Raw genomic sequence first — 14,074 nt, 5'->3', positions numbered from 1 at the left:
GAATTTCTGAATTCTCACTGGGCCGCCTCCAAAATCCGGGCATCACCCATGGTTTTTTCCAACATGACTGCCAGTAAATCTTCACTGGAACCATCATTTTTCGCAGATTCACTATTGAGCAGCTCCAGATCAAAACTTTCCTGTTTACCCTGGGAAAATACCTCAAATTCCGGAATCTCTTTAAGACTGGTAAAACCCATGGTTTTTAGAAAAGCATTGGTCGTTTTATAGAGAATTGGCCGCCCCGGAGCTTCTAGCCGGCCCCCGTCGCAGATCAATCCCCGATCCAGCAGACGCTGGATCGCACTGCTGGAGCTGACGCCTCGCAGTTCATCGACGGCCAGCCGGGTAACCGGCTGGCGATAGGCAATAATTGCCAGGGTTTCGAGGGCCGCCCGGGATAAGCCGGTTTTTTCCTGATGTCTGGTAATTTCTTTAATATATCGATAGTAGTCGGGCTTTGTGGAAAGCTGATAGGTATCCTTGATCTGGACCAGACGAATGCCCCTTGCTTTTGATTGATAATCCTGTTTAAGTATTTCCATGGCAAACTGTACTTCCGATACCGGTTTATCCAGACATCGGCACAGTTCCGTCATTGAAACCCCATCGCCGGCTCCAAAAAGAATCCCTTCGATGACCCCTGCCAGTTCATCACTGTTCATTGTTCTCCACCTCCCTGTGAATCTGAAAATCAATAAATACCCGGTTTTGAAGCAGTCGCAAACCGCTGGTTTTGACCATTTCAAGCAGCGACAGCAGAGTTACCACCACCTCTTCCCGGGAAATGTCCGGATGGAGCAGCTCTGAAAAGCTCACTCCTGCTTCGCCCGCCTGAACTAGAATATCGGTTATTTCGGCGATTTTTTCTTCAATGCTGAATAATTCCCGGATTATCTTCTGGGGCGGTGCAATCGCCTCCAACTCCTCTTCTTTCTGAAACAACAGCTGTTTAAAGCATTGTTCAAGGGAGTAGGGATCTATGACCAGTGGAACCACTTCTGTATTTTGGGGGATGTACTCAGGATCCCGATAAATGGCACAAAGTTCGTTCTGCTCCCGCGTTTGAAAATAATGGCTGATGTCTTTAAAGATCTTATACTCCACCAATTGCCGAACCAGTCGGGCCTGTAAATCTTCGGGATCTTCCCGTTCATCTTCGTCTTTGGGCAGTAGCGCTTTTGCCTTTATTTCCAGCAGTCTGGCAGCCATGACAATAAACTCACTGGCCACATCCATATCCATGTCCTGCCAGGTCCTGATCTGCAATAAATATTGGTTGGTGATCGTTGCAATGGGAATATCACAAATATCGATCTTATTTTTCTGGATCAGATTGATTAATAAATCCAGAGGCCCCTCAAATGTTTCCAGACTAACTGCATATGCCATAATCAGGACCAGATCAGATTAAAAATTGGCAGTAATATGGCAAAAAAAAGGCTCGATATCCCATTAATAACGGGGTTGATAATCATTCCCAACAATCCAGTAAAGGCCAGTACAAAAATTGCAATCATACCGTAGCGCTGATATTTATAGTAGGTCATCAGTGCTTTAGGCGGCAAAAATAAAACCAGAATCTGGGATCCGTCCAGCGGCGGAATGGGTATAATATTAAAGACCGCAAACATGATATTATATATATAAATATACTGCAACACCAGCATCAACACTTCATTGTTCAGGGGCACCACTGCCAGATAGGCGGCCATTCCAAAAAACGCCAGCAACAGATTGGTGAGCACCCCTGACAAGGATACCACAATCATCCCCTTTTTCCGATCTTTGAAATTTCCCGGATTCACCGGCACCGGTTTAGCCCAGCCAAAGCGGAATAACAGCATTGAGATAAAGCCCAGCGGATCAATATGTTTCAGCGGATTTAATGTTAATCGTCCGGCATTTTTAGGGGTTGGATCCCCCATTGAATCAGCGGCATAACCATGAGCCATTTCGTGAAAACTGATGGCAATCAATATTCCCGGTAAGCTCAGTATTAAATTATAAAAATAGTCTGGTGTAAAATTAAACATTATCTGTTCACCTCGTAATTTGACGTTGTCAATCTGATTTATTCAGACCCGAGATTCCAACCGAAATCGCTGGTCTGAAACAATCGATTCTATTATTTATGGTCCTTCTGTCCTTAAGTGCTACTTATCTGACTGGCGCGATGATAAATAATACAAAATAGATGATTTATTCTAATGCTCTGCATCGAAATAAACCATCTATCCTCATTGAACATTATTATTATTCTGCTATCAGTCTTCTTGCGGCAATGGAAAAATAATACCCCAATGCTGCCACGGTTTTACCATCAATGAACTGTCCGTTGATAAACAGGGTTCGAGCTGTCCGTACAGGAATTTTAACGACTTTGATGAATTCATCCGGATCTTCTTCCAGGGGGTCCCAAACAAATTCGGTAGCGCAAAACAGGGTGATTTTTTCTGAACAATAACCTGGGGTCGGAATAAAGTCTCCCAGTTTAAAAAGATTGACCGGACGATAGCCGATTTCTTCCCGGCATTCCCGGATCGCAGCGGCTTCCGGCGTCTCGCCACTTTCCAGCAGACCGGCCGGTATTTCGGTCAGCAGCTGCTGACTGGCAATCCGGTATTGTTTCACAAAGATCATCTGCCCATCTTTAACTGCCAAAATGGCTACTGCACCCTGATGGTCAACAATTTCCCGTTTTGAAAAACTGCCGTCCGGTAGCTCAACTTCATCGATTCGTAGCTTGACAATTCGGCCATCATAAATGACTTCACTGCTTACGGTTTTTTCAAACTGTTTCATGCGCACCCTCAGCCTGTTTTTCTGAAATTAATCGTTCCAGCTCATCCATAAACGAGGCCACGTCCTTAAACTGCCGATAGACGGAAGCAAAACGGACATAGGCGACCTGATCCATGCTCTTTAAGGCAACCATGACCTGTTCGCCAATCAGCGATGATGGCACTTCTTTCATTTCACTCTGATAGAGGCTCCGTTCCAGATCATCGACCACTGTTTTAATGGTATCAATGGGAACCGGCCGTTTTTCACAGGCCTTAATCATGCCATTGAATATTTTATTTTTATCGAAGGCTGTTCGTTGACCGCCTTTTTTAACAACAATCAGCGGGATGTTTTCGACCCGTTCGTAGGTCGTAAAACGTTTATTACAGCGATTGCACTCCCTGCGTCTGCGGATCATTGTTCCTTCTTCGGATGGCCGTGAATCGACCACCTTGCTGTCATCGAACGCACAATACGGACATTTCATAAGTATTATTCTTGGGTCAGGAAATCTGGAATTGAAAATTCGCCAACCGAATCATTGGCACTCTTTACAACTTTTTTAATGACGGCTTTCTTTTCTTTTTCGCCACCAGATAAAAAGCCTGTCGCAATAACCGTGATTTTGATTTCATCGCCTAATGATTCATCAATGGTTGCCCCAAAAATAACGTTGGCATCTGGGTCAGAAGCTTCTCTGGCAATGCTGGCAGCCTTATCGACTTCAAATAAAGAAAGATCTTCGCCAGCGGTAATATTAAGCAATACCCCGGTTGCCCCATCGATCTGGGTTTCCAACAACGGACTGAGAATCGCTTGTTTAGCAGCTTCCTCCGCACGGTTATCGCCAGTCGCGCGACCAACACCCATATGAGCCAGGCCAGTATCTTTCATAATTGTTTTAACATCGGCAAAGTCAAGACTGATCAGTCCTGGCATCGCGATCAGATCCGAGATACTTTTGACGCCCTGGAGCAATACATCATCAGCTAATTTAAAGGCATCTTTCAGAGAGGTTGATTTATCGGCCATTCTCAATAGTCGGTCATTCGGGATCGTTACCAGTGAGTCGACATTTTCCTGTAAAAATTCGCTGGCAATCTGGGCATTACGCATCCGTACCCGACCTTCAAAAGAGAACGGTTTGGTGACCACACCAATGGTTAAAATGCCCATGTCTTTGGCGATTTTTGCAATAATCGGTGCCGCACCGGATCCGGTTCCGCCGCCCATACCGGCTGTTAAAAACAACAGATCGGTGTCTTTAATCATATCTGCAATGGCATCCTTGCTTTCTTCTGCGGCTTTCTGACCAATTTCAGGATTTCCCCCAGAACCAAGTCCCTGGGTGATTTTTTCGCCGATTTGAAGCTTTTTTTCAGATAAAGCTAAGGCCAGGGCTTGTTTATCGGTATTAATCGCAATAAAATCGACGCCCTTCATTCCGGCTTCAATCATCCGATTAATGGCATTATTTCCGCCACCACCGACACCTATAACACGAATTTTTGCAAAATTATCGTAATTCCCATCTAATTCAAACACTTTTATTCCTCCTCTTACTAAACAGCTTTCTCGTACTAAATTGATATCTCTTGTATCTTTTTTCCTGAAACACATGAAATGTCTCAGTTGCTTTTTCATCTTTAATAACACTTCTTCCCACAATTTATAGCTAAAGAAATGTTCACCCCTTTATATTAACCTTTATTTACAAATTTTTCAACTATTGAATAATAAATTAAGTAAAATAACGCTGATATTTTATTATCCAACAAAACATTAAGCAGAAATCCTGAGAAGTGCTGAGGTATTTAGCGGGGTTTGATGACTGGCTTTGTCCCTGCCGCTAAATTAATGACCATATTGCTGGTATTCTTATCCAGATTAGTCTGAATATAGGCCTTATTCTCCAGATAATTATTATAATCCCAGAGAATAAAAACCGTCCCATTTTTGGTGACTATTTCATAGGTATTCACGTCAGTCATCCGGACCTCGGATATTTTCCCCAAGTTGCCGTCATTTTTTAAATCTTTCAGAATATTCATCACGGTATCAAAACGCCAATAGGGTTCGACCGCCACTTCCTTGCCAATTTCTGAGATAGTCACGGCATCGCTGCCAAAAATTAATGGAATATCGGTTTTTCTTAAATATTCCCCATCTTCAATCAATCTTTTATCTTCAGTCAGATAATAAACTTTATTATCGTAATTAACTGCACAAATTGGTACCGACTCCACCATCCGGATCAGAATCTTATTCGGCATGATCTTGGAAATCTCCAGTTCATCCAGATTCATCAAGGCATTAATATTATAATTAGCCTGGTTAACATCAATCAAAAAGATACTCTCCCCAACGTTTATTCCTGATGCTTCAACCACTGACTGCACATCAACAATCTCATTGCCGACCACTTCAATTTCAGTCACGTTGAAGATGCCCAGATTAACAGCCTGATAAACACCAAAGCTGATCGCACCAATTACACCTAAGATAATCAGGATGGTAATCAGGCCCTTCATCAGCCGTTTGCGCTTGTTTACTTTTCGCTGCCGCCGCCGTTGTTCCCGGAGCTCCTGTTTTGACAACTCGTGGCTTTGCGCTTTTTTGAGGTTTTTTTCATTGGGTTTTTTCTTCTTTGATCGTTTCATTAATTCTCCATTAATTTATTTATTTCGTCATAAATCCGATCTCCGGCATTAAAAATACTTTGTTCCCTTGTCATTTGGCTCATCTTCTGGCGTTTTTCATCGTCATCCAATAGCGATTCGACAGTTTGAATGAGCAGCGCACCAGTCAGATCCTGATCTTTGATAAGAACCCCGCCGCCAGCATCAGTTATTACCCGGGCATTGAATTCCTGATGATTTCCGGCTGCCAGGGGATAGGGAACCAGAATTGAAGGAACTCCCACCGCTTGAATTTCAGCCACTGACATCGCGCCGGAACGGCTGATCACCAGATCCGCGGCCCCTAAAAGGCGGTGCACCTCATTGCTGTAGGCTTCCACAAAAACATGACCAGATGGTGAACGCCCCAGGTTTTCCACTTCTTGTTTGATGGCTTGGTACTGATCTTTTCCGGTTAAGTGATAAATCACCCGATCTTCGCGCTCTTTATAGGAGGCGATCAATGACAAAGCACTTTGGTTAATGGAACCGGCCCCCTGGCTGCCGCCCATAATTAAAATCATTTTTTGCGAGTCCGAAAGATTCAGATTCTTTCGCAATTCACTACGGTCAATCTGGTGGTATTCCGACCGCACCGGATTTCCAGCCAGAAAGGTTCGCTCCTGGGGAAAATACTTTTCAGCTTCTTTAAAACTGATGGCAATCCGGTCGACCCGAGTTCCCAGCATCAAATTTGTTTTTCCGGGATAGGCATTTTGTTCATGAATCATCGTTTTAATTTTCCGGCGACTGGCGATTAACAGCAGTGGTCCGGCGGTAAAGCCGCCGGTACCGATAACCAGATCCGGCTGATGTTTCTTGATTATTTTTTTGGAATCATTGAGTCCGTCAAAAATTCCTTTAATTGCCGCCAGGGTTTCCAATGAGGCCTTTCGCTCAAAGCCCCTGACCCGAATATACTCAATCGGATAACCATGCTGGGGAATAATGTTTTTTTCCATCCCCACCAGCGATCCGATAAAGATGATTTCAGCTCTGGGATTTTCAGTTTTTATTTTTTCAGCAATCGCCAGTCCCGGGTAAATATGGCCCCCGGTTCCGCCTGCTGCAATCAATACTTTCACAGTCTACCTCACAATCTTTTTCTTGTTTAGTACGGGTTTTCTGTTTGGCTCCAATTTCTTGCCGAATTCAACATTCCTGGAGATATTTAAAATAGGTCCCATCATCGCAAACAGAATGATCATCGAGGAGCCACCAGCACTGATAAAGGGTAAAGCCATCCCGGTTACCGGGATAATCGCCGATGCCACGCCGATATTAACCAAAACCTGGAATGCCAGCAACATCATAACACTGCTGGTATACAGATAGGCAAAAGTATCCTGAGATTTCTGAGCAATCTGAAAACCCCGCCAGATAACAAAGGCAAACAAGCCCAAAACCAGCAAACAGCCAATGAAACCAAATTCTTCGGCAATGTTGGCAAAGATAAAGTCATTTTGTAACTCCGGCAAAAACAGGTACTTTTGTTTGCCATTACCCAGGCCTCGGCCAAAGATCCCACCGGTCCCAATCGCTAACAGTGACTGGGATATCTGGTAATCATACCCCCCTTTGCCCAAAAAAACATTAAATCGATCCAACCGCCAGGGTTCGGCGATCATTAAACCGGCCACCGCCAATAATCCAAAGCCCAGGTAGGGATAAAAGAGTTTAAATTTAATGCCACCAAAATAAAGTACCCCGCCAGCGGCCAGGGCAATGGCCATGGCTGCGCTTAAAGACGGTTCAATGGCAGTCAGGCCGCAGATCAGTCCCAGAGGGAGCATACAATTTAATAAAAACGGCATATTTTCTTTAATAATCCCAGGTTTTCGGGAAATGATGGTACTGAAATAAAGAATAACGGCGACCTTGGCAAATTCAGATGGTTGGAAAGTGGTCACTTTCAAATCAATCCACCGCCTGGCATCATTTACCTTTAATCCGATTCCTGGGATCAAAACAATAATCAAAAGAAAAACCGAAATCACGATGCCCACCATATAGTATTTTTTATAAATTCGGTAATCAATCTTGCTCATGACTCCCATAACTGTCACACCCAAAATAACAAAAACCAATTGTTTCAAGAACAGGGCATAACCTTTTTCACCACTAATCGTCGATGAGTACATGCTAGCACTGAATACCATGATAACCCCAATGCCTGCTAATAACATCAGAGCAATCAAAAAGGGTCGATCTATCTTTCCATTTTTCATGGGTTACTCCTCGGATTCTTATTGATTTTCGGTCACCAATCGCTTGAAAACCCGACCTCGGATTTCATAGTTGTCAAACATATCCCAGCTGGCACAGGCCGGCGATAATAAAACCGTATCGCCGGCAACTGCGGCTGCTTTGGCACAGGCCACCGCTTCCTCGTAATTGTCAACTTTGGTAATGGCCGTAAAACCTTTAGCATTGGCCGTTTTAATCAGATCATCAGCGGTCACCCCTAAAACGATCAGTCGTTTGACCCGTTTTGCCACCAGTTCCATCAGCTCGGCATAATCTTCCTTTTTATCATAGCCTCCGGCCAGCAGAATAATCGGTTCTTTCACCGCATTAAGGGCCGTAATAGTGGCATTGGTATTGGTGCCTTTAGAGTCGTTGATATAGGTTACGCCCGCAAAACAGCCCACCATTTCCAATCGATGTTCCACACCCGCAAAAGTTTTGAGAACTTGGACAATGACTGCCAGCTCAACCCCTGAAAAGTAGGCCAGCGTCAGCGCTGCCAGCGCATTCATGGTGTTGTGGGGACCGATGATCCCCAGCTCGTCTTCCCGACAGACCAAAATCGTTTCTTTGCCGTTGTTAATGTAGATTTCACCATTTAAACACCAGGCACCATAATCGACAGTTTTTCGATAACTGAACAGTGCTTTTTGAGAAATCGCTTTTTTGCCTAACTCACAGACTAATGGATCATCCCCATTTAATACCAGCAGGTCTTCAGCGGTTTGATTTTCAAATATCCGGCCTTTGGCATTGACATAATTTTCCATGGTCAGGTGACGATCCAGATGATCTGGGGTCAGATTAAGGATCGCCGCCGCCCGGGGCCGGAAGGTATGGATGGTCTCCAATTGAAAACTGCTGATTTCAGTCACAAAAACTTCATCTGTGGTAGCACTGTCGACGTAGTTTGTAATCGGATCGCCAATATTTCCCACCACATAGGTTCCCCGGCCAGAAGCTTTGAAGATCTCGCCCAACAGGGTCGTCGTCGTCGTTTTTCCATTGGTTCCGGTAATGGCAATAAAAGGTGTTCTTGTCAATCGATAGGCCGCTTCAACCTCTCCAGTGACAGGAATACCCTGTTCATAAGCTGCTTGAATAATCGGGATAATCAACGGTACCCCGGGACTTACCACCACTTCATCAATTACCTTTAAAATCTCCGGACTGGGCTGAATGCCAAAAATCGACTCGAAATCGGGATTCTTTTCATAATCCAGAATCTGTGGAAATTCTTTTAAGACAATACCCGATGCCCGGGTATCGGTTAACACCACTGCTTCGCCATGATTTAATAATAATTCAGTGACAGCTACCCCACTTCGGGCGGCTCCTATCACCAGGGTCCTTTTTCTCATAATGTGCTTCTCCTATCCTAAACAAATAAATGCTATGGTTACAAAAATAGCGGTGACGACCCAGAATACGGTGACAACCCGGGTTTCGCTCCAACCTGACAATTCGAAATGATGATGAATTGGGGCCATTTTAAAAAATCGCTTTCCCCCGGTGGATTTAAAGTAGCCCACCTGGATAACAACCGATAAGGCCTCAATAACAAACAAACCCCCGGCGATCAGCAGAAAAATTTGCAGTTGGGTAATGATGGCCATTACCACAATTGCCCCTCCTAATGCCATCGAACCGGTGTCTCCCATAAAGATATCAGCGGGGTTTGAATTATGTCTTAAGAAACCCAAACAACCACCAATGATCGCACCAATAAAAATACTGGTATTGGCATGGGGTAGAAGCAGCGAACCGACAAAAAAGAATATCGCGACAATCAGGCTCACCCCGGAAGCCAGTCCGTCCAGTCCGTCCGTTAGGTTAACGGCATTGACAATGGCTACCACCGCGATAACCGTAAATGGCACATACCAGATCCCAAAATCAATACTCTGGTTCATCAATGGCACGACCAGTTCCGAGCCAATCGTCGGTGAATAATACGCATACAGCGCGATGGCCAGTGCCCCAATACATTGGAGCACCATTTTTTGCCAGGCCCGCAGACCCAGATTATGTTTTTTGGCCACCTTAATATAGTCGTCAACAAAGCCCACCGCGCCGAAATAGAGCATCACCAGAATCGGAAAAAAATCCCAGTTACCGATCAGCACCGACAAGAGCATAACCGCAACCAGCACCCCCAATTGGATCACCAGGCCGCCCATGGTTGGGGTTCCTGATTTCTCCAGATGACTTTGGGGGCCTTCTTCTCTGATGGCCTGACCAAATTTCAGCCGTTTGAGCATGGGGATAAACCGCGGCGTCACGAAATATACAACCAAAAATGAAATCAGCACACTGATCAGACCAGTTTGTAAAATTGTCAGCTCCATTATTGACCGCCTTCCTTGATAAAATCAATAACCCGTTCCAGACCAATGCCCCGGGATGCTTTGATCAGAATAATATCCTCCGGTTGGACGATCTCTTTTAAGCATGCTCCAGCTGCCAAAGCATCCGAAACCTGGTAGACCTGTCCAGCATTTTCATAACCCCGACAAATCTCTTGCCCCAATTTGCCGACTCCGATTAAAATATCGGCCTTATCCCGGGCGTAGCGGCCCACTTCAAGATGGGCGGCCGGGCCATATTCGCCCATTTCCAGCATATCACCGAGAATTGCAATTTTTCGCTTATAGTCACGGCCCAGAGTGGCCAGGACATCCAGGGTCGCCCGCATGGCATCAGGATTAGCGTTGTATGAGTCATTAATAACCTTGATTTCCCCAAACGTGAAAATATCCATCCGATTGCCACTGGGAACGAAAGCGTCAAGACCTTTTTGAATTTCCAGTTGGGTCATTTCATGAAAATAACCTAAGCCAATCGCCACCAGGCAATTATAGACATTATGTTCGCCGGGATAATTAAAGGTGAAGACTTCGTTTCGCTGTTCCCACTCTACCTCAATTTCCAGACCGGCTTGCGTGGACGTGTAGTTCCGGGCTGTAACATCATGGGCCCCTTGTAAACCAAAGGTTCTAACCTGGTAGCAGTTATCTGCTACTGTTATTTTTTTTAAAAATTCGTCATCACCATTGATATAAGCCATCCCTTCACTTGATAAGGTCTGCAAAATTTCTTTTTTGGCCAGATATATGTTTTCCTGGGTTTTCAGGCGTTCGATATGGCTGAGTCCGACATTGGTGATGACGCTGATATCCGGATCAACCAGCTCAATCGATTTTGAAATATCGCCCAGATGGTCCATTCCCATTTCGATAACGGCGATCTGATGGTCAGGTCCCAGATTAAACAGAGTCTGGGGAATGCCGTATTCGTTATTAAAGTTACCTTCTGTTTTTAAGGTATGATATTTTTGCGACAGCACTGCGGCCACCAGATCCTTGGTGGTTGTTTTACCACTACTGCCGGTAATAGCAATCACTGGTATTTTATAACGATGTCGGTTAAAACCGGCCAGGGCTTTCATGGCCGTTAACGTGGAAGTCACATATATCACTGTCATTTCCGCGGGAAACGATCGGTTCTTTTCCTCAGCCAGACAAACCCGGCCACCATTAGAACAGGCCTGACTGATATAGTCATGGCCGTTATTTGTTTCCCCAACAATAGGCACATATAAATAGTTGTTTTTTATTTTGCGACTGTCAATGGCAACATTTGTAATTGCCAGTGACCGAGTTCCCTGGAGCAGCTCCCCCTGGGTAATGTGAAGTATTTCATCAACACTGATACTTTCCATCGATAATACCTGAACTTTCTCTAATATTTTAGTTCGTTCTTATTTTGCTCGTTCTGACTTAATTCTAGGGCAATTCTCATCATCAAAATCCGCTGTCCAAAAAGACCCTGATATTATATCAAACTTTGAACATAAAGAAAAGCAAGGAATTTCCCCCTCGCTTTTCTGTTACTCTACTATGGGGTAAACGTTACGCTGACGTCACTGCCCTTATCCACAACGGTTGTTGCTGCCGGAGTTTGACTTGATGCAAAACCATTACCTGTAATTTTAAGATTAAGTCCCAATCCAGTGAGGATTTCATTGGCACTTTGAATTGATAGTCCTTTTAAGTCGGGAACAATTACCGTTCCGGCGGCCGCACTGTCAGCATTGCCCAAAGCCAGAATCAATTCTGTATTCGGATCATAGACCGAATTGGTGGGAAGGCTTTGATTGACAACCATAGTGCCACTGGTGGCCGGATCAACGACATATTTTATTCCTTTTTCATTGAGAATACTGGCTGCAAAATCAATATTTTGACCGACCAGATCGGGAACTGTGATGGTCCCCTTTTGAATTTCTTCAGTAGCAGCACCACTGAGGGTGGTGTCTGCCGAGTTATAATTGAGAGCCTGCTTTATTAAACTGATGGCGGTTGGCGCTGCACTGGTACTCCCATAAGCGCCGGCCGCCGGTTCGTCTAATACTACATAAACCGAATATTTGGGATCTTCAACTGGCGAAAAGCAATAAAAGGAAGTAACGTACTTGGAACTGGAATATTCACCATTAATGAATTTTTCAGCCGTTCCCGTTTTTCCACCGATGCTGTAACCTTCTGAAAGAGCGGTCATATCAGCATCATAACCGACCACCTTACGCATGATTTCTCTGGTCGCTGCCGAGGTTTCCTTTGAAATAATCTGTTTGGGCGATTCAATTGCCTGCCCCTTGGTTTCACTGGAGATAATCGTCGGTTTTACATAATAGCCATTATTGACAACGCAGTTTAAGGCGCTGACGATTTGAATCGGTGTAACCGCCAACCCCTGTCCAAATGAAAAGGTGGCATAATCAACTTCATTAACGCCACCGTTGGCAGTGGATAAACGGTTGACAATTCCGGCTTCTTCGCCATCGAGTTCAATCCCGGTCGTTTCTCCCAGGCCAAAATTATAGACATACTGGTAGAAAACATCGGGATTCAATTTTTCAATAATCTGAACCAACCCGGGATTGCAGGAATGGGCAATAGCATCCGATACCGTAATACTGCCGTGGGGGCCAGTCGCACAGTTTATGACGGCATCCCCAATTTGGATTGATCCCCCACAATAAACCACCGTATCCGGGGTAATAACCCCTTCTTCCAGGGCCGCCGCCCCGGTCAGGGCTTTAAAGGTGGAACCTGGTTCGTAGATAAAACTGACGGCCTGGTTCTTATACATCTCAGCCAGTTTTTCCTGCTCTGTTTTTCCAGTCAGATCGGCTGCATGAGTCGCTACAAAATTAGGATCCAGAGTAAACGGATCATTAAGATTATAATCCGGGGTGGTCGCCATGGCTACCACTTCTCCGGTTTTTGTTTCCATTACAATAGCAGTAACACTTTTGGTTTTCCAGGTTGCTGCGGCTTCCTCCACGGCCTTTTCAGCCATCAGCTGAATATTGCTGTCGATGGTTAAGACGATATCCTCGCCCTGAACCGGTTCTTTGAGAATCTTAGTCTGGGAAGGAATCTGATTGCCATCAGCATCTTTCTGAAAATAAACAACCCCGTCTTCGCCGCTTAACACATCTTCATAGGTTGCTTCGACACCGTAGAGCCCGCTGTAATCGGTCCCGGTAAAACCGAGAATGTAGGAGGCAAAGTTACCATTGGTATAATAACGCCGGTAATCATCCAGCAATTCAATACCGTTATAGCTTTCGATTTCGCCTTCCTCATCTTTGATCGCTTCCGATTCCCTTATTTCCAGGGCCAGGGCATTATCGACCTTTCCAAGAATCAGCACTGGCTGATTTTCTTTTCGGGTGGCTTTGTCATAAAGCGATTCATAATCATAATCCAGATCTTTAGAAATAGCCGATGCCACTGCTTCAGGATCTTTGATACTGATTGGCTCAAAATACAAAGTCCCCTCTTCAATCGTTACGCCGGCAAAATTGTGGCTGAGCACAATAACTGCGGCGCCCTGACTGATACCGGTTTTGACTTCAACAATGTCATTTTCCAGAACCGAGATCTTTGTCTGAACATCTTCAACCTTCAAACCCAGTTTACTGCTTAATGTTTTGGCTAACCGATCGGGATCTTCCACCTCATAAGGAATCACGTTGACCGCCGTGGCTGAAGAATCCTTAGCCAGAACATTTTTGTTCCGATCATAAATATCCCCGCGTGATGCCTTAATTGGTACTTCTTCGACTAGTTGGTCCACTTGCCTTTCATATTTTCCAGTTGAATTGACAATTTGCAGGGAAAACAATTTTCCAATAACAATAATTAAGCACAATGAAAGTACAACCATGGCAATCATGATTCGATTCTGTTTGCCGACCGGTCCAATCTCTCGTTGTGCCTTCTTTTTTATATTCACATTTTTTCTCCAAATTTTTATTCAGTTAAGCTTACCTGATTCAGCTTAAATAAACC

13 protein-coding genes are annotated in these 14,074 nt (G+C 44.6%); all 13 read right to left on the bottom strand.

Going from position 1 to position 14,074, the window contains the following annotated elements; genetic code table 11:
• Positions 1 to 14 precede the first annotated feature (14 nt).
• Complete coding sequence (gene scpB, locus A3KS_RS0118490; protein ID WP_026396154.1) at positions 15 to 665, bottom strand: SMC-Scp complex subunit ScpB; 651 nt, start codon at positions 663 to 665, stop codon at positions 15 to 17.
• Entirely contained in the window at positions 655 to 1,392 is a 738-nt protein-coding gene (locus A3KS_RS0118485) for a segregation and condensation protein A (RefSeq protein WP_035356807.1), read from the bottom strand. Before A3KS_RS0118485 ends, scpB begins: the two co-directional genes overlap by 11 nt.
• Positions 1,393 to 1,394: 2 nt before the next feature.
• Positions 1,395 to 2,036, bottom strand: coding sequence for a site-2 protease family protein (locus tag A3KS_RS0118480; protein WP_026396152.1), 642 nt, complete (start codon positions 2,034 to 2,036; stop codon positions 1,395 to 1,397).
• A gap of 220 nt (positions 2,037 to 2,256) precedes the next feature.
• Positions 2,257 to 2,805, bottom strand: coding sequence for an NUDIX hydrolase (locus tag A3KS_RS0118475; RefSeq protein WP_026396151.1), 549 nt, complete (start codon positions 2,803 to 2,805; stop codon positions 2,257 to 2,259).
• Entirely contained in the window at positions 2,792 to 3,274 is a 483-nt protein-coding gene (gene nrdR / locus A3KS_RS0118470) for a transcriptional regulator NrdR (RefSeq protein ID WP_026396150.1), read from the bottom strand. The genes A3KS_RS0118475 and nrdR overlap by 14 nt, the downstream gene beginning before the upstream one ends.
• Positions 3,275 to 3,279: 5 nt before the next feature.
• Positions 3,280 to 4,332, bottom strand: a complete 1,053-nt coding sequence (ftsZ, locus tag A3KS_RS22010) for a cell division protein FtsZ (protein ID WP_035356806.1) — start codon at positions 4,330 to 4,332, stop codon at positions 3,280 to 3,282.
• Between the two features lie 269 nt (positions 4,333 to 4,601).
• Complete coding sequence (locus A3KS_RS0118460) at positions 4,602 to 5,447, bottom strand: cell division protein FtsQ/DivIB (protein WP_026396149.1); 846 nt, start codon at positions 5,445 to 5,447, stop codon at positions 4,602 to 4,604.
• The gene (gene murG, locus A3KS_RS0118455; RefSeq protein WP_026396148.1) at positions 5,447 to 6,550 is read right to left on the bottom strand and encodes an undecaprenyldiphospho-muramoylpentapeptide beta-N-acetylglucosaminyltransferase; all 1,104 of its coding nucleotides are present in this window, start codon (positions 6,548 to 6,550) and stop codon (positions 5,447 to 5,449) included. Before murG ends, A3KS_RS0118460 begins: the two co-directional genes overlap by 1 nt.
• Positions 6,551 to 6,553: 3 nt before the next feature.
• Complete coding sequence (gene ftsW / locus A3KS_RS0118450) at positions 6,554 to 7,693, bottom strand: putative lipid II flippase FtsW (RefSeq protein WP_026396147.1); 1,140 nt, start codon at positions 7,691 to 7,693, stop codon at positions 6,554 to 6,556.
• A gap of 18 nt (positions 7,694 to 7,711) precedes the next feature.
• Positions 7,712 to 9,073 (bottom strand): UDP-N-acetylmuramoyl-L-alanine--D-glutamate ligase, encoded by a 1,362-nt coding sequence (gene murD, locus A3KS_RS0118445; protein WP_026396146.1) that lies wholly within the window; start codon positions 9,071 to 9,073, stop codon positions 7,712 to 7,714.
• Between the two features lie 12 nt (positions 9,074 to 9,085).
• Positions 9,086 to 10,060: a phospho-N-acetylmuramoyl-pentapeptide-transferase gene (gene mraY, locus A3KS_RS0118440; protein WP_026396145.1), complete on the bottom strand. Its 975-nt coding sequence runs from the start codon at positions 10,058 to 10,060 to the stop codon at positions 9,086 to 9,088.
• The gene (locus A3KS_RS0118435) at positions 10,060 to 11,433 is read right to left on the bottom strand and encodes a UDP-N-acetylmuramoyl-tripeptide--D-alanyl-D-alanine ligase (RefSeq protein WP_026396144.1); all 1,374 of its coding nucleotides are present in this window, start codon (positions 11,431 to 11,433) and stop codon (positions 10,060 to 10,062) included. The genes mraY and A3KS_RS0118435 overlap by 1 nt, the downstream gene beginning before the upstream one ends.
• 176 nt (positions 11,434 to 11,609) lie before the next feature.
• Entirely contained in the window at positions 11,610 to 14,018 is a 2,409-nt protein-coding gene (locus tag A3KS_RS0118430) for a PASTA domain-containing penicillin-binding protein (protein ID WP_026396143.1), read from the bottom strand.
• Between the last annotated feature and the right edge of the window lie 56 nt (positions 14,019 to 14,074).

The organism is Acetobacterium malicum subsp. dehalogenans DSM 11527 (assembly GCF_000472665.1).
In the GTDB taxonomy this organism is placed as follows: Bacteria; Bacillota; Clostridia; order Eubacteriales; family Eubacteriaceae; genus Acetobacterium; species Acetobacterium malicum.
Note: the sequence above shows the minus strand (reverse complement) of the source record. Positions and strands in the feature narration are given on the sequence as shown.